Here is a 15,167-nt window from a genome sequence, read left to right on the forward strand (position 1 = left end):
CCGCGCGCCGTCAGGGCGTGCCCAGACGCGTCTCCCCGCTGGCGACGGCGGGGAGGGCGGGCGGGAAGAAGTCCAGGCGCAGCAGCGACTCGCCGTCCACCCAGATGCCGTCCACCTTCACGCCCCAGTGGAGGTGGGGGCCGGTGACGCGGCCGGTGCTGCCCACCAGGCCCAGCTGCTGACCCTGCTGGAGCTTGTCGCCCTGCTTCACCTGGATGCGCGACAGGTGGAAGTACGCGGTGAAGAGGTCTCCGCCGTGGTGCACCAGCACCGTCTTGCCGGCGGAGTAGTTGTCGCGCGCCATCACCACGGTGCCCTCGTTGCTGGCCAGCACGGGCGCGCCCGGGTCTCCGTCGATGTCCACGCCGAAGTGCTGGCTGGACAGCTTGCCGTTGAACGTGCGCCGGTCGCCGAAGGGCGCGGTGATGCGGTCCTGCCGGGGCCACGCGAAGTTCTGGGCGAAGTGGGGCGCGCTGAACGGCTGCGCGAAGGCGGCGGCGAAGGCGCGTCGGTCCGCGGCCATGCGCGCCTTCACGGAGGCAGGCGGCGCCACGTACTTGCCCGACACCTTCAGCTCGCGCGAGGGGTAGCCCGGCTCGACGATGTCCAGCGTGCCCGTGAGCTCCAGCGGCGCGCCCTCGGCCGAGCCGGGGCCCACCACGAGCACGGGAGCGGTGCCCGGCGTCAGCTCCACCGGCAGGCCCGTCACCGCGAGGAAGCCGTCTCCCCACGCGAAGAAGCGCAGCGGACGTCCCGCGAGCGTGCCCGTGGGCATCCCCGCCATGCCCCGCACCGTCACGATGACGGGGTCTCCCGGACGCGCCGAGCCGGGCTGGAGCGACAGCAGCGGCTGGACCTGGGCCGTCGTCGACGCGGAGGAGGAGAGGGCCGCGGACGTGGGCGTCGGCTCGGAGGCCTGGGCCTTCGCACCGAGGGCGAGCAGCACGAGCAGCAGGTGGGATGGCGCGGAATGAAACCAGCGGGCGGGGTGCGGAGCCATGGGCGTTCTTTACACCACGGATGGCCGGACTCTTCCCAGGGTGAGAAATCCGCGCGTCGGATGCCTGCTTCTCTGCCCGGGAGCGCCCGGCGGGTCGCCTGCTGAACACTGCCTCGTCGGCTGCTCACCGGGCCAGCGGGACGCGCCTGGATTTGTCGGCACTTGAGCGACGCAGGGGCGCGGAATCGCGGCCCGACGGGCTGGAGGGCAGGCAGCCGGCTGCACGTCGTGGCGTCAAGCCGTACCGGCGCGCCTCCAGGCTTCCTAGCTTCTGCTCGGACCCAATTACTTTTCGGAGATTCGCGGATGCCTCGTCCCTATAGCTTCGACCATTTCCAGGTTCCGAAGACGCTGCCGAAGCAGAGCCGCAGCCTGCGTCGACGGGACAAGGCGCACCTGGCGCAGTCCCGTGCGCAGCCAGAGGAACTGGCGGCGCGCGAGGGAGTGCACTACGGCAAGTCCTTCGCGGAGACGGAGGACCTCTACAACGCCCGACAGATGGAGGCGCAGCTCCAGGAGCTGGCCCGCCTGGAGCCGGACGGGAAGTTCTCCCACGGCACCTCGGCGCCCGCGCAGCGCGCGACGAAGCGCGCCTCGCGTGAGAAGGCGCAGCAGCGCAAGGCGGCGGAGGAGCCCGTCATCCGGAGCACCACGCCCATCGGCGCGCTGCCGCCCACGCGCGAGCAGCCTCCTCGTGGCCGGCTCCCGGACCTGCTCGACGAGGCGGGCCGGCAGCTCCAGACGCTCAAGGGCGGACTGGGGGACGCGGCGAAGGCCGTGGCCCGGCTGGCGGCGCTGCCGCTGGAGGTGGTGCGGCTGGCGGCGCGGCGCCTCAATCCCCTCCACGGCTGAGCCCGCGCGCGTGGAGCTGACGCTCGTCTCGTACAACATCCACAGCGGCATCGGGACGGACGGCCGGTTCGACCTGGGCCGCGTGGGTGAGGTGCTGCGCGAGGTGGGCGCGGACATCGTCGCCCTGCAGGAGGTGGGCGACTTCCGCGGCCGCACCTCGCGCGATGACCAGCCCGAGCACCTGGCGGACATGCTCGGCATGCACATGGCCTTCGGCCCCAACGTCGTGCGCAACGGCCGCCGCTACGGCAACGCCATCCTCACCCGGCTGCCCATCCTCCACTCGAAGAACTACGACTTGAGCGTGAGGCGGCGCGAGCCCCGGGGCGCGCTGCGGTGCGACCTGGACATCGGCGCGGGTCAGCAGCTCCACGTGTTCTCGCTCCATCTGGGCCTGCGGGTGTCGGAGCGGCGACGGCAGGAGGCGCTGCTGCTCGGCTCGGACATCCTGAGGGACGCCGTGCGCAAGGACCCGGCCGTGGTGTGCGGGGACTTCAACTACTGGGGCAACGGCGCGGTGCCCTCGCTGGTGCGCAAGGCCATCCACGACGCCGCGCTGGAGCTGGGCACGCCCGCGCGCACCTATCCCACGCGGTGGCCCATGCTGAGGCTGGACCGCATCTACGTGGACGCGGGCGTCCGGCCGCTTCGGATCTTTCCGCACCGCACCGAACTCAGCCGGGTGGCCTCGGACCACCTTCCCCTCGTCTTGCGCTTCCAGGCGCCCATTCTCTCGACGCGCACGTCCGACTCTCATCCGGTGCAGCTCATCGGTTAGCGTGCGGGAGCCGGCGTCACGTTGAGTGGCTGACGCTTGTGAACGCCGGACAGAAACGCCTCGGGGAGGTTGTCCCAAAGGGCAGGGGTGCCTAGGTTGGCGCCACTTCTGTGAGGACGCGAGCGCCGGCCGGAGAGTGAATGCACGTGGGGAGCGAACAGACGGAGCGTGGGCTCACCGCGCTCGTCGGCCGCATGGCGGACAGCTTCAGTCGGCTGGTGACCCAGCACCTGCAGCTGGCGCGCCTGGAGCTCGAGGAGGACCTGAAGTCCGCGAGCATGAACGTGGCGATGATCGCCGCCTTCGTGCCCTTCATCCTGGTGGGCTATGCCTTCGCGTGCGCGGCGCTCGCGGCGGTGCTGGTCCCCTGGCTGGGGTGGGCGGGAGCGTTCGGCGTGGTGGCGCTGCTCAACCTGGTGGCGGGTGGTGGCGGCGTGGCCTGGGCGCTGCACAAGCTGAAGACACGACGGATGATGGACGACACCACGGACGAGCTGTCGCGCAGCATGGCGGCGCTCACCGCGCCGGCCCCCGTGGCCCTGGGCAACGCGCTCCAGGGCGGGGACGGTCAACTCTTCAAGGAGCCCCCGCATGGGCGCTAGCAATGGACATCCCAAGCCGATGGGGCCTCGCACGAGCGCGATGCTCCGTCAGGACATCGAGCGGACGCGCGCGGAGCTGGCCACGTCGGTGAGCGCGCTGCGCGAGGAGGTGGCGGTCGCCGCCGACTGGCGCGAGTGGGTGCGCCGTCATCCCTACGCGTGCGTGGGGGCGGCGTTCGCGGTGGGGATGCTGCTGGGCTCGCGTCGCTGAAGGCGCGCGTGGGCCCCCCGGACTTTCGCAGTTCCACTTTTCGAATCGAGGAGAGCACGTTCATGGACATGAATCCGAAGCAGGTGGCCGACCGGGCCCGGCAGCTCCAGGACCAGGTGTTGCCGCAGCTCGACGAGGCCCGGCAGAACCTGGTGGACATGAACCACCGCGTGGTGAGCTTCATCCGCGCCAACCCCGGCACGTGTCTGTTGGGCGCGGTGGCCGTGGGCTTCCTGGTCGGCCGCATCGCTTCCCGCCGCTGAAGCCGTCCTGGGACGGCAGACGAGAGAGGACACTCATGACGAACTATCCAGGGGCTTCAGGCAATGGCAACCCTTCGTCGCGGCCCTCGGGCACGGACGCGGGGTTCGGCCAGCGGGTGGACCAGATTGGCTCGGAGGCGCAGCAGCTCTGGAGTGATGCCAGGGGCGCTGTCGATGACCTGGGCCAGTCGCTGGACCTGCGCGGGCGCGTGGAGCGCAACCCGTACGGGATGATCGCCGCCGCGCTGGGCGTGGGCTACGTGCTGGGCGGGGGTCTGTTCACGCCGCTGACGGCGCGCATGCTCCGGTTGGGCGTGCGGCTGGCGGCGCTGCCCTTCGTGAAGGACGAGCTCTTGGGCATGGCCGAGACGGCGTTCCAGGGCTACCAGGCGGGTCGCGGCGCGGTGAACTCCGCCGTGTCGCGGGAGCCCGGCGCTGCGTCCGCGGATGCGTCGGTTGCGGGCACGCCCCGTCCTCCGTCCTACTAGGGTTGTCTTCGTTCCCCGCCGTTTCACCTTCCATTGGAGTCGCGCATGAACCTGAACGCCCTGAAGAAGATGGACAAGGACGACCTGCTCAACCTCATCGGCCTGGAGAGCCGTCGCAGCGCGGCGGAGGACGTGCTGCCGGTGATCGGCGCCTTCGCGGCCGGCCTGCTGGTGGGCGCGGGCCTGGGGCTGCTGCTGGCCCCCAAGCCGGGCACCCAGCTGCGGGACGACCTGCGCCAGAAGCTGCAGACCGGCCAGGAGTACCTGACCAACCAGCTGAACCGCGGCGAGAGCGCTCCGGCGCAGGGCACCCAGTCGTCCGTGTCTCGCACGGCGTGAGCCCGTGTCCCGTGGCTTCGCGCCACGTGGACGGTGTGCTCGACGAGAGGGCCCTCATCCGCGAAGGCGGATGGGGGCCTTCGTCGTTGCAGGGCGGCGGCCGAGCGACGGCGGGGCGGGCGTGAAGCGGGTGTAGACTCCGCCCTCGTGAGTGACCTGGCAAAGGGTGACGGGGCGGTGGGACCGGAGGCGGCGCTGGCGCGGCTGCGCGCGTTGGAGACGCTCGAGTCCGGATACGAAGCGTGGTTGGAGCTGAAGCTGGAGCACGCCGCGTCCATCGCGCGGTTCCGCGAGGAGCGCGAGCGGCTGACGCAACAAGGCTCGTTCCTCCTGGGTGCGGTGCGCGCCGCGGGGCTCGAACCCTCGGCCTCGTCGGAGCCGGGACTCGCGCCCGCGTCCGCGGGGGACTTCCTGCGCGACGCGGAGGAGAAGCTCGCGAGGACGCGCGAGGCCCTGTCCGCACGCGAGGCAGAGACGGAGGCGGGCTATGCGTCCGCCTTCGCGGAGATCCGCGCGACGCTGAAGGACCGGGCCTTGCGTCACCTGTCGGTCCATCGCCCGCGGCTGACGTTGCTCCTGCGTCGCGTGGGCGCGGAGCGCTCCATCCTCCACCTGGAGCGCGTGTCCGGCGACACACCCGTGCTGCTGTGCATGCTCTTCACCGGCCGGATTCCGTCGCGGTACGGCTTCCTGCTCGACGACTCGACGGAGGACGTGGCGCTGCCGCCCGCGCCGCTCTATCCCGAGGAGGGCGTGGCCCCGGGCGACGTGCGGCCCGACGCGGCGGCCCTGGTGTCACGGGTCCGCGCGGGCGAGGAGGTCCTCCCGCTCAAGGGGATGCTGCCGCTGTCCATCCCCCGACCCGGTGGCGACGAGGACTTCTTCCGGCTCCTCCAGCGGGGCGCGGTGCTGGAGGTCGAGGTGGCGGACGGCGCGAGCTTCCGCAACGTGCTCTCGCGAGAGGAGTCGGAGCGCTTCGCCGGCCACCTGCTGCGCCTCAAGCTGTCGGGGCGCATCGAGCTGGACATCGAAGCGGGCTGAAGCGCGTTCAGTTCGTCCGGACTACGCCCACGTCGGCGGTGCCCGCGAGCAGGGCGCTGCCGATGAACAGGTTGTCGGACTCGGCGCCGCCCAGGCGCACGGCCTGGAAGATGACCAGGTACGTCTTGTTGGACTGCGGGAAGGCCGAGCCCGGAATCGTCACCTGGGCCTCGCGGTACGAGCCCGGCACCGCGACCAACTGGAGGAACTCCACTGGCGTGGTGGGCACGTTGGAGTACGTGGGCTCGCCCTTGGAGCCGTCCGAGCCCAGGGGCACCACGGTGACGAAGCCCAGCGTGCGCTCCTTGCCGCCCGAGACGGCGGCGCGCTCGAAGCTGAGCGCCGTGCCGGACGTGTGGCGCACGAAGCCCTCGGGCGGATGGAACCGGGTGATGGCCTCCTGCACGGGCGCGTCGTCCACCTGGCCCACGTAGCGCGTGCCGTTGCGCGCGGCGATGAACTGGTAGGTGGCGCCGGAGGCGTACGTCAGCCCCGAGTCACTCCCGCCCACGTTGGTGCGGCTGTAGCTGCCCGAGCCGTCCTCGTTCAGCACCGTCGCCTGCCCACCCTGGGGCTGGAGCGTCGCGGTGGCGCCCGTCACGCCCGAGGGCTGCGAGTTCTCTCCGGAGCGCGTGCCGAAGAACACGAGCGCGGCCGTCTGGGCCGGAATCACGATGTTGTCGCCCCCATCCGGGACGAAGACCCCACCGTCGACGCCGGCGAGCGCCAGGGCCGAGACCTCCACCTCGGGCGTGGCCAGCAGGGTGCCCACCATGACGTGCTCGGCGGTGAGCTGGGCCCCCGTCTTCTCCAGGTCGCACGCCAGGGGAGCGAGGAAGAGGGCGGTGACGGCGGCGGACATGAGGATGCGTTTCATCAGGAGTCTTCCTGGGGTGTGTGACGGGGGCGGCGAGCATAGCAGGGGCTCGTGACAGACCCCGCGCGCTGGGGAATCTCGGGGTATCCTCCCGCGCACCCGTGCAAGCACACCGCGTACACTTCGCGAGCTGGCGTTTCTTCAAGCGGCTCGGCTTCTCACTGGCGATGGCCGTCTTCTTCGGCTGCGTGCTGGGCATCCTCGTGTACCTGCGGGCGCCCCAGCCGGCGGCGCCGCGCGAGGACTCGCCCACGTGGGTTCCCTCGGGCGCGGTGGAGGCGGCGCAGGGCTGGCTGGAGGGGCTGGAGCGCCGCACCTACGACTGGCGCGTGCTGGAGCTCGGCGCGCGCTCGGAGCGGCCGGACGAGGCCGTGGTGGTGGCCATCGACGACGAGACGCTCGCCGAGGCCCGTCAGGACGACCGTCCCGGTGTCGCCACGCAGCCCTGGCCCCGGCAGCTCGTCGGCGCCATGGCCCACCGGCTGGTGGAGGAGGGGGCCCTGCTGGTGCTGTTGGACCTGCCCTTCCCGGAGCTGAGTCCCAACGCCTGCGTCAACCCGAAGCTGTCGCTCGGCGCCACGTCGAGCGATGACGCGTCCTTCCGCGAGTTCCTCGAGCGCGACCCGGGCAAGGCGCTGCTGTCGTTCTCCTGGGAGAGCCAGGGCGCGCGCGTGCTGCCGCCGGCCAGCCGCCTGTGGCCGTACCGGGTGAAGGTGGGCACGTTCCCCGGCATCAGTGAGGCCCGCGAGCGGACGCAGACGGTGCTCGCGGTGCAGCGGCCCGCCTTCGTCATCCCCGCGGGCAACCAGGTGGAGGTCTGGGGCGGCGCCACGGACGAGGCGGACGCGAAGTCGCTGGGCTCGCGGCTGGGCGCTCCCGGGGCCGTCATCGCCGAGCGGCGCGCGTCGGACGACACGTTCCGCGTGGGCCCCACGGACCTGTTCGTCTCGTTGGCGGAGGTCCAGGTCGACGGGCTGGACACGTCGAAGCTCCTGGAGGTGCGCCAGCTCCAGCACCCGGTGGCGCCACTGTTGGGTGGAGGTGCGGGGTACGGCGCCGTCACGCTGACGGCGGACCCGGATGGAGTGGTGCGCGGCATCCCGCACCTGGTGGTCTACACGGCGAGGGATGGTCGCCACGTGCTGCCATCGCTGCCGCTCGCCGCCGCGATGCGCCTGGCCAACACGCGCACGCTCCGCTACGCGAACGGGCGGCTGCACGTGGGGGACGAGTACTCGGTGCCCATGGATGACTCGGGTTTCAGCCTGATGCGCTGGGATGCGCCGACGGCGGGGCGGGGCTCACGCGGCTCGTTGTCCCGCTCCATCCGCGCGTGGAACGTGCTGCTCAACGTGTTCGACGTCGCGGACGAGCGCCCCGCGCGGTTCGACAACGATTTGGAGGGGCGCACCGTCGTCCTCACGCGGACGGCGGGCGAGTCCGGGCACATGCGGGCCACGCCCATCGGTCCGGAGACGCCGGGCGGCGCCATCCTGGGACAGGCGCTGGCGAACATCCTGCGCTCCGAGGGCATCTCCCGCGCCCCGGCGGACCACGACCTGGCGCTCACCATGGGGCTGGCCTTCCTGGGGGCCTTCCTCGCGCTGTCGCTGAGCTTCCTGCTGCGCTCGCTGCGGGGCGCGTTGCTCTACGTGAGCGGACTGGGGCTCGCGGGGGCGGGCTACACGGCGGCGGCCTGCTACGTGTTCATCGAGCAGCGGCTGTGGGTGGCCATGGCGGGGCCGCTGCTGGCCATGGTGGGCGCGTTCGCCGTCACCACCGTCTACGCCTTCCGCAACGAGCAGCAGATCCGCGACTTCGTGCAGGCGGCGCTCGGCCGGTACGTGAGCCCGGAGGTGGCGCGGCTGGTGACGCGTGACCTGAGCCTGATGCGCCCGGAGCGCCGGCGGATGTCGGTGTACATCTGCGACATCGAGGGCTTCACGCGGCTGTCGGAGGGCATGACGCCCGAGCAGCTGGTGGGGCTCTTCAACGAGTACCTGCTGGAGATGGCGGCGGTGGTGCGCTCCACGGCGGGGCAGATGGACAAGTACATCGGCGACTCGGTGATGGCGTTCTGGGGCGCGCCGGTGCGCACCGAGCGCCATGCGCACCTGGCCTGTGAGGCCGCGCTCAAGATGCGCGAGGTGCTCGCGGCGCGGCAGGACGCCTGGGAGAAGAAGTACGGGCGCCGCCTGAGCTTCCGCGCCGGCGTGGACACGGGCGAAGTCGTGGTGGGCGACATGGGCAGCGAGCTGAAGTCCAACTACACCGTGCTGGGTGACGCGGTGGGCCTGGCCGCGCGGCTGGAGTCGCTCAACAAGGTGTACGGCACCTACGTGCTCGTGGGCGACGGCACGGTGACCCTCGCGGGGGACAACTACGTGTTCCGAGTGGTGGACCGGGTGCGCCTCAAGGGCCGCGCGGAGCCGCTGCGTGTGCACGAGCTGGTGGGGCGCAAGGGTGAAATCACCACGCCCCAGCAGGAGCAGCTCGCCGTCTACGAGCGCGCGCTGACGGCGTACCACCAGCGCCGCTTCCCGGAGGCGCATGCGCTGTTCGAGCGCTCCGCCACCGACTTCAAGGACTCCGTCTCCGCCGTGTACGCGGCCCGCTGCGCGCGCTTCCTCGTCACGCCGCCGCCCGCGGAGTGGGACGGCGTGCACGGCCTGGAGGAAGGGGACGCGCCGGCCATCGCCGCCTGAGCCCGCGCGGGCCGCTCAGCCGTCGTCTGGCGCCGGCGTGTCCGGTTGGCCGAACAGCTCCACGACGGGCGCGTCCTTCGCGATGTGCTCGCTCACCACGCGGCGCATCTTCTCGGGCGTCATCTCGGAGTAGTACACCTCTCCGTCCCACCCCATGAGCTGGTAGTCCTCGGGAGACAGCGGGTCCCTGCGTCGGCCGGTGTCCTCGCGGACCACCACGTTGGGCCCCATGTGGCAGAAGCCGTAGCAGCCGCCCCGGTACAGCTCGCAGCGTGGCACCAGTCCCTGGGCGCCCAGCTCCGCGCGGGCCGTCGCGTACACGTCATCCGCGCCGCCGGCCTTGCAGGTCGACCCCTTGCACACCGACAAGCGGTAGCGCTTCATCGCCAAGACAGCACCCACCCTACGCAGGCCCCACGTCGGGCGATAGCCACCAGCCCCCGCCTCTGTGCGCCTGAACGCACTCCACGCCGCCCCACGGGACGGCCGCCCGGACGCCAGACGCCAGGTCCACTGAAGAGCTGCAACGTCATCACCCGCGCCCCGAAATGACACCGGCCCGCCTGCCGCTCGAGGAGCGGGAGGCGGGCCGTGCTTGCTACCAGTCCCTACGCGCGGGACGTCTGGATGGATCTACTTCAGGAACTTCGTCACCTGGATGGGACCCTGCTGCGTCACCACCGTCTGCCCGTGCGCCACCGCGCCCTTGCCGTGCGGCGCGTGGTGGTCATGCGCGCCCAGGTGGTGCGGCGTCTTGAGCTGCACCAGGCCCTCGCCGATGCGCGTGTGGGCCTCCTTGTGCACGTGGTGCGGCTCCTCGGAGCCGTCGCGCTTGTTCCACGGGTCCGAGGGGTGCGACACCGCCGGGCCCTTCAAGAGCTTCGGGATGTCGTAGACGAAGTTCTGCCGCGTGTACTCGGAGGGCGTGTGCATGTACGTGTCCATGCGGATGGCGTCCTTCGGGCACGCGTCCACGCACAGGCCACACACGATGCAGCGCAGCTCGTCGATGACGAACTGGGTCGGGTACTTCTCGATGACGCGCGACTCGCCGTCCGCGTCCGACTCCTCGTACTCGCCCGCCTCGATGTAGATGCACTGCGCCGGGCAGATGGTCGCGCACATGTAGCAGGCCACGCAGCGCGGCTTGCCGTCCTCGCGCGGAACCAGCCGGTGCAGACCGCGGTAGCCCTCCGGGTAGATGGGCTTCTCCTCGGGGTACTCGACCGTCGTCATCAGGCTGGTGCCCGTGCGGTCCTGCACCTGCGTGTTCGTGTCACGCGTGCCGAAGAGGTTGCGGAAGAAGTGCTTCGTGGTGATGGCCAACCCGTGCAGCAGCCCCGGGATGTACATCCGCTCGCGGATGTCCGTCCGGGGGTCCTGGGTGACCTTCGTAACCTTGATGGCCATGATGGTGTCTACCTTGGTCGGGCCGGGAGCTAGTGCGAGGACGCCGCGCTGGCGTGGGACGGCAGCCCATGCGCGTCGTGCCCGTGGTCATGGCCGTGGGCGCCGTGCGCTCCGTGCGCACCACCCTCCGCCGCGTCTGCCTTCTTCGTCATCGTCAGCACCACGAACACGCCAATCTCCAGCATGCCGAAGATGGCCAGCGCCCGCAGGGACGGATCCCACAGCACCAGCGCGCCCGTGATGAACACGTTGGCCAGCGCCAGCGGCAGGAGGATCTTCCAGCCCAGCGTCTGGATCTGGTCGTAGCGGAAGCGGGGGAACGTCCAGCGGATGACCAGCTGGATCCAGATGAGGAAGACCACCTTCACCCAGAACACCGTGCCCAGGATGGTGCCGTACAGCCACCCGTGCTCCTGCATCAGCGGCTGGCTCGCCAGCCACTCGTTGCCGAAGGGCAGGTGGTGGCCGCCGAAGAACAGCGCCGTCGTCACGCCGGCCAGCACCACGACCTCCACGAACTCGGAGATCATGAACAGGCCGAACTTCATGCCGGAGTACTCCACGAAGTAGCCGATGATCTCCGACTCGCCTTCCGGCACGTCGAACGGGGCGCGCTTGGTCTCCGCGAAGGACGCGGCGAAGAAGCCGATGAACCCGATGGGCTGCAAGAGGAAGCCCCACGCCGGGATGCCCAGGTCGAACCCGCCCTCGGTGCGCCACAGGTACTGCGCCTGGCCCGTGGCCTGCGCGCCGTCCAGCCCCAGCGTGCCGACCAGCGTCGGCAGCTGCAGCGAGGAGAACGCCATGAACAGGCCGACCAGCGACAGGCCCAGCGCGACCTCGTAGGAGATCATCTGGGAGGAGGCGCGGACGCCGCCCAAGAGCGCGAACTTGTTGTTGGAGGCCCAGCCGGCGAGCGCCGTGCCGTAGACGGCCAGCGACGCGATGGCCAGCAGGTACAGCACGCCGAAGTCCGGCGTCGCCACCACCATGTCCACGTTGTGGCCGAACACATTGACGGAGGGGCCGGCGGGCACCACCGCGAACAGCGCGAACACCGGCGCGAACGCGAGGATGGGGCCCAGCTTGAACATGAACGTGTTCGCCGTGCCCGGGATGAAGTCCTCCTTGGTCAGCATCTTCAGCACGTCCGTGAGGATGTGCGGGAGACCGGCCAGGGAGCGGTTGCGGATGCCGGGCAGGTTGATGCGCGCGCGGTTGGGGCCCACGCGGTCCTGCATGAGCGCGCTCCACTTGCGCTCGGCGATGGTGAGCAGCGTCGCGATGATCATCACGAAGACGAGCATCAGGAACAGGATGTTCGACAGGCGGCTGGCGCCCGCGAACCAATACTTCTCGGCCAGGCCTCCGACCGCATAGGCCGCCGCCGAGACTCCCGCGAGCGTCGCGACGATGAAGCCCATCGCGAAGAGGACAGTCAGAACGCGCTTCATCGCTAGATACCCCTCACCCGGGGAGCACCGAACTCACGGTAGCCCGGAGGACGCCCGTCGGCGCCCGTCGGCAGCGGATTGATACCCGGCTTCTCCCGGTCCGGCGGAGACGCCTTGTCCCAGTTGAACTCCGCGAACTCGGCCACCTTGCCGGACAGCTCGCGCCACACGTCCCGCGCGCTGCTCCAGGTCGGCGCCTCGCCGCCCAGCTCGCGCGTCAGCTCCGCGGCCCACTTCCAGCCGGGGATGACGTCGCCCTTGGGCGGGTACGCCTTGCGGAAGCGCTGGGTCATCCCGTCCATCTGCGTGAACGAGCCCTCGTCCTCCACGTGGATGGACGCGGGCAGGAGCACCGTGGCCTGCGCCGTGATGGGCGACTCGTTCTTCTCCTGGACCACGAAGACGTCCAGTGAGGCCACCGCGCTGGCGAAGGCCTCCACGTCACCCGGCACCTCGGTGCCGATGGCGTACAGCCCCTTCACCTGGCCCTTGGAGAGCGCCTGGGTGAGCGACTCGTAGGTCTCCACCTTCAGGCCCAGGCCCTTGGCGATCCACTCCAGGCCCTTGCGGTTGGGGTTCTTGTCCGCCGTCTTCAGGAAGTGGTCCGCCTTGCCCGCCGGACGACCCCCCACGTAGACGGTGGTGAGGCCCAAGGTCGCCTTGGCGAACGTGAGGCCCGCCAGGAGCTCCTCGTTGGAGGACACCGGCGAGGCGAGCACCGCGAGCTTGCCCGAGCCCACCAGCGGCTTGAGCGCCTTGGCGGCGGCCTGAGCGGCCTCCTTGCGCGTCACCACCGGCACGGCCTCGGAGCCGGACTGGCCCGTCGCGCGGCCCACCCTCGCCTGGAGCACGCGGCCCAGGTTGAAGGACTTGTACATGAGCCGGCCCTGGTCACACATCCAGCTCTTGTTGATCTCCTCGTTCTCGCGAGGACGGATGCGGTAGGTGTCCTGCGACATCCAGTCCACGTACGTGTTGCAGCCCTTCGCGCAGCCGGTGCAGATGGACGGCGTGGCGGACAGGAACCACGCGCGCGCCTTGAAGCGGAAGTCGCGGCTGAGCAGCGCGCCCACCGGGCAGACGTCCACGGTGTTCATGGAGTAGTCGCTGTCCAGCTCGTTGCCCGGGAACACGTCGATGCGCTCGTGGCTGCCGCGGCCGAACACGCCCAGCTGCGGCTCCTTGGCGATCTCGTTCATCACGCGCACGCAGCGGGTGCACATGATGCAGCGCTCCTGGTCCAGCACCACGCGGGGCCCCAGGACCTTGCGCTTGTTCTTCAGCGTCTTGCCGCCCTCGAGCCGCGAGGGGCGGTAGTCGTACTTCATGTAGTAGTCCTGCAGCTTGCACTCACCGGCCTGGTCGCAGATGGAGCAGTCGACCGGGTGGTTGAGCAGCAGGAACTCCATCACCGCGCGCTGCTGCTCCTTCACCTTGGGCGTCGTCGTCTTGACGGCCACGCCCTCGGCCAGCGGCGTCTGGCACGCGGGCACCAGCTTCGGCGCGTTGGACGCCTCGATGAGGCAGATGCGGCAGTTGGCCGCGATGGAGAGGCGCGGGTGGTAGCAGTAGTAGGGGATGTCCGAGCCGACCGTCTTGGCCGCCTCGATCATGTTCGTCCCCGGCTTCACCACGACTTCCTTGCCGTCGATGGTGCAGGTGACGAAGCCCGGGTTCTTCGGCGCGGGCTTGGGCGGCGGGCCCGCGGGCGCCGCGGCCTTGGGGGGCGGCGTGACGCTGCTGGCCGCCGCGGGGGGCGTGTCCATCTTCGGACCGGCCGGAGGGTTGGAGGGCTCGGGACCGATCTTCGCCGCGGGGGTGTCCGTGGGCGCGCCCTTGGGGGGCGGCTGCGCGTCACCGGTCGGCTTCTTCGTGTCGTTGTCGCTCACTGCTCGACCTCGCCGCCAATCATGTTGATGGTGTCAAACGTGGGGATGAGGTCCGCCAGCATCTTCCCCTCGATGATGTGGGGCACCGCCGCGAGCACCGGGAAGCCCGGCGCGCGCACGTGCACCTTGTACGGGCGACCGCGCCCGTCGCTCACCAGGTACCAGCCCAGCTCGCCGTTCGAGGCCTCCGTCGCGTCATAGGCCTCGCCGGGGGGCACCTGGATGCCCTCCATGACGAGCTTGAAGTGCGCCATCACGCCCTCGATGGTTCCGTACACCTCGGGCTTGGGCGGCAGCGCGATGCGCCAGTCATCCACGATGATGGGACCCGCCGGGATGGTGTCGAGCGCCTGGCGCAGGATGCGGATGGACTGACGCATCTCCTCCATGCGGACGAGGTAGCGGTCGTAGTTGTCGCCGTGCTCGCCCACCGGGATGTCGAAGTCGAAGCGGTCGTAGACCCAGTACGGCTTCGCCTTGCGCAGGTCGTGGTCCACGCCGCAGGCGCGCAGGGCGGGGCCCGTCCAGCCGTAGTCGATGGCGTCGTCGGCGCTGATGATGCCGGTGCCCTTGGTGCGGTCGACGAAGATGCGGTTGCGCGTGAGCAACCCGTCCATCTCCACCAGCAGCTCCTCCGTGCGGGTGAGCGTCTTGCGGACCTTGTCCGCCCAGCCGTCCGGCAGGTCGCGGTTGATGCCACCCACGCGGCCGAAGCTGGTGGTGAGGCGCGCGCCGGTCAGCTCCGTGACGCGGTCCTGGATGAGCTCGCGGGCCTCCATGCCGTAGAGGAACGGCGCGAAGCCGCCCATCTCCAGGCCGGTGGCGCCCACGCACGTCAGGTGGTCCGTCAGCCGGTGCAGCTCGCTGCCGATGACGCGGATGTACTGGGCGCGCTCCGGAATCTCCAGGCCGATGAGCTTCTCGACGGCGTTGAGGAACCCGAAGTTGTTCATCATCGCGGACAGGTAGTTGAGCCGGTCCGTGTACGGCAGGCACTGCGTCCAGGTGACGTTCTCGCAGCTCTTCTGGAAGCCGCGGTGGAGGAAGCCGATCTCCGGGTCGATCTTGACGATGGTCTCGCCGTCCAGCTCCACCTTCAGCCGCACGGTGCCGTGCGTGGCGGGGTGGGACGGGCCCATGTTGATGACCATGTGCTTGGCCTGGAGGTGCGCCTCCAGCTCCGAGCCCTCGGGCGGCAGCGAGCCGTCCGTGTCCGGATTGTGGCCCTTCACTTCAACGTTGTGGCTGTCGGCCATGG

16 protein-coding genes are annotated in these 15,167 nt (G+C 70.4%); 9 read left to right on the plus strand and 7 right to left on the minus strand.

The genetic code is table 11. The annotated features are described in order from the left end of the window. Window positions 1–10: 10 nt before the first annotated feature. Window positions 11–1,000, minus strand: coding sequence for a M23 family metallopeptidase (locus K8640_RS09875; RefSeq protein ID WP_223746814.1), 990 nt, complete (start codon window positions 998–1,000; stop codon window positions 11–13). Between the two features lie 306 nt (window positions 1,001–1,306). Between K8640_RS09875 and K8640_RS09880 the strand changes: the two genes are divergently transcribed. The 8 genes from K8640_RS09880 (at window position 1,307) to K8640_RS09915 (ending at window position 5,574) form a co-directional block, all read left to right on the plus strand. Further along, the gene (locus K8640_RS09880; protein ID WP_141326261.1) at window positions 1,307–1,852 is read left to right on the plus strand and encodes a hypothetical protein; all 546 of its coding nucleotides are present in this window, start codon (window positions 1,307–1,309) and stop codon (window positions 1,850–1,852) included. 10 nt (window positions 1,853–1,862) lie between these two features. Continuing rightward, complete coding sequence (locus K8640_RS09885; RefSeq protein WP_223746815.1) at window positions 1,863–2,630, plus strand: endonuclease/exonuclease/phosphatase family protein; 768 nt, start codon at window positions 1,863–1,865, stop codon at window positions 2,628–2,630. A gap of 140 nt (window positions 2,631–2,770) precedes the next feature. After that, entirely contained in the window at window positions 2,771–3,232 is a 462-nt protein-coding gene (locus K8640_RS09890; protein ID WP_223746816.1) for a phage holin family protein, read from the plus strand. Continuing rightward, window positions 3,222–3,443, plus strand: coding sequence for a DUF3618 domain-containing protein (locus K8640_RS09895; protein ID WP_046712963.1), 222 nt, complete (start codon window positions 3,222–3,224; stop codon window positions 3,441–3,443). The genes K8640_RS09890 and K8640_RS09895 overlap by 11 nt, the downstream gene beginning before the upstream one ends. A 62-nt stretch (window positions 3,444–3,505) precedes the next feature. Beyond that, window positions 3,506–3,706 carry a hypothetical protein gene (locus K8640_RS09900; protein ID WP_223746817.1) on the plus strand — a complete coding sequence of 67 codons (201 nt, stop codon included), beginning with the start codon at window positions 3,506–3,508 and terminating at the stop codon, window positions 3,704–3,706. A 35-nt stretch (window positions 3,707–3,741) separates the two neighbouring features. Then, on the plus strand, window positions 3,742–4,194 hold the full coding sequence (locus K8640_RS09905; protein WP_223746818.1) for a hypothetical protein: 453 nt from the start codon (window positions 3,742–3,744) through the stop codon (window positions 4,192–4,194). 45 nt (window positions 4,195–4,239) lie between these two features. After that, window positions 4,240–4,533, plus strand: a complete 294-nt coding sequence (locus tag K8640_RS09910) for a YtxH domain-containing protein (protein ID WP_223746819.1) — start codon at window positions 4,240–4,242, stop codon at window positions 4,531–4,533. Between the two features lie 147 nt (window positions 4,534–4,680). Continuing rightward, entirely contained in the window at window positions 4,681–5,574 is an 894-nt protein-coding gene (locus K8640_RS09915; protein ID WP_141326256.1) for a hypothetical protein, read from the plus strand. Window positions 5,575–5,581: 7 nt separating this feature from the next. Here K8640_RS09915 and K8640_RS09920 read toward each other — a convergent pair whose 3' ends face one another. Continuing rightward, window positions 5,582–6,451 carry a hypothetical protein gene (locus K8640_RS09920; RefSeq protein ID WP_223746820.1) on the minus strand — a complete coding sequence of 290 codons (870 nt, stop codon included), beginning with the start codon at window positions 6,449–6,451 and terminating at the stop codon, window positions 5,582–5,584. A gap of 167 nt (window positions 6,452–6,618) precedes the next feature. Here K8640_RS09920 and K8640_RS09925 point away from each other — a divergent pair, with 167 nt between their 5' ends. Further along, window positions 6,619–9,156, plus strand: a complete 2,538-nt coding sequence (locus tag K8640_RS09925; RefSeq protein WP_223746919.1) for an adenylate/guanylate cyclase domain-containing protein — start codon at window positions 6,619–6,621, stop codon at window positions 9,154–9,156. A 15-nt stretch (window positions 9,157–9,171) separates the two neighbouring features. On the opposite strand, the gene K8640_RS09930 is transcribed toward K8640_RS09925, so the two are convergent. From K8640_RS09930 to nuoD, 5 genes are all read right to left on the minus strand, one after another. Beyond that, window positions 9,172–9,540, minus strand: coding sequence for a ferredoxin (locus K8640_RS09930; RefSeq protein WP_223746821.1), 369 nt, complete (start codon window positions 9,538–9,540; stop codon window positions 9,172–9,174). A gap of 249 nt (window positions 9,541–9,789) precedes the next feature. Next, window positions 9,790–10,566, minus strand: a complete 777-nt coding sequence (locus tag K8640_RS09935; protein ID WP_223746822.1) for an NADH-quinone oxidoreductase subunit I — start codon at window positions 10,564–10,566, stop codon at window positions 9,790–9,792. 29 nt (window positions 10,567–10,595) lie between these two features. Further along, the gene (locus K8640_RS09940; RefSeq protein WP_223746823.1) at window positions 10,596–12,020 is read right to left on the minus strand and encodes a complex I subunit 1 family protein; all 1,425 of its coding nucleotides are present in this window, start codon (window positions 12,018–12,020) and stop codon (window positions 10,596–10,598) included. Between the two features lie 2 nt (window positions 12,021–12,022). After that, on the minus strand, window positions 12,023–13,909 hold the full coding sequence (locus K8640_RS09945; RefSeq protein ID WP_223746824.1) for a 2Fe-2S iron-sulfur cluster-binding protein: 1,887 nt from the start codon (window positions 13,907–13,909) through the stop codon (window positions 12,023–12,025). After that, on the minus strand, window positions 13,906–15,165 hold the full coding sequence (gene nuoD, locus K8640_RS09950; protein WP_223746825.1) for an NADH dehydrogenase (quinone) subunit D: 1,260 nt from the start codon (window positions 15,163–15,165) through the stop codon (window positions 13,906–13,908). The genes K8640_RS09945 and nuoD overlap by 4 nt, the downstream gene beginning before the upstream one ends. Window positions 15,166–15,167: the final 2 nt, after the last annotated feature.

The sequence above is a fragment of the Myxococcus sp. XM-1-1-1 genome (assembly GCF_020037095.1).
In the GTDB taxonomy this organism is placed as follows: Bacteria; Myxococcota; Myxococcia; order Myxococcales; family Myxococcaceae; genus Myxococcus; species Myxococcus fulvus.

Excerpts from the sequence above, each read along its gene's own strand:
- K8640_RS09875 (WP_223746814.1), bottom strand. The coding sequence starts at position 1,000 with ATGGCTCCGCACCCCGCCCGCTGGTTTCATTCCGCGCCATCCCACCTG.
- K8640_RS09880 (WP_141326261.1), top strand. The coding sequence starts at position 1,307 with ATGCCTCGTCCCTATAGCTTCGACCATTTCCAGGTTCCGAAGACGCTG.
- K8640_RS09890 (WP_223746816.1), top strand. The coding sequence starts at position 2,771 with ATGCACGTGGGGAGCGAACAGACGGAGCGTGGGCTCACCGCGCTCGTC.
- K8640_RS09895 (WP_046712963.1), top strand. The coding sequence starts at position 3,222 with ATGGGCGCTAGCAATGGACATCCCAAGCCGATGGGGCCTCGCACGAGC.
- K8640_RS09900 (WP_223746817.1), top strand. The coding sequence starts at position 3,506 with ATGGACATGAATCCGAAGCAGGTGGCCGACCGGGCCCGGCAGCTCCAG.
- K8640_RS09905 (WP_223746818.1), top strand. The coding sequence starts at position 3,742 with ATGACGAACTATCCAGGGGCTTCAGGCAATGGCAACCCTTCGTCGCGG.
- K8640_RS09910 (WP_223746819.1), top strand. The coding sequence starts at position 4,240 with ATGAACCTGAACGCCCTGAAGAAGATGGACAAGGACGACCTGCTCAAC.
- K8640_RS09920 (WP_223746820.1), bottom strand. The coding sequence starts at position 6,451 with ATGAAACGCATCCTCATGTCCGCCGCCGTCACCGCCCTCTTCCTCGCT.
- K8640_RS09925 (WP_223746919.1), top strand. The coding sequence starts at position 6,619 with ATGGCCGTCTTCTTCGGCTGCGTGCTGGGCATCCTCGTGTACCTGCGG.
- K8640_RS09930 (WP_223746821.1), bottom strand. The coding sequence starts at position 9,540 with ATGAAGCGCTACCGCTTGTCGGTGTGCAAGGGGTCGACCTGCAAGGCC.
- K8640_RS09935 (WP_223746822.1), bottom strand. The coding sequence starts at position 10,566 with ATGGCCATCAAGGTTACGAAGGTCACCCAGGACCCCCGGACGGACATC.
- K8640_RS09940 (WP_223746823.1), bottom strand. The coding sequence starts at position 12,020 with ATGAAGCGCGTTCTGACTGTCCTCTTCGCGATGGGCTTCATCGTCGCG.
- nuoD (WP_223746825.1), bottom strand. The coding sequence starts at position 15,165 with ATGGCCGACAGCCACAACGTTGAAGTGAAGGGCCACAATCCGGACACG.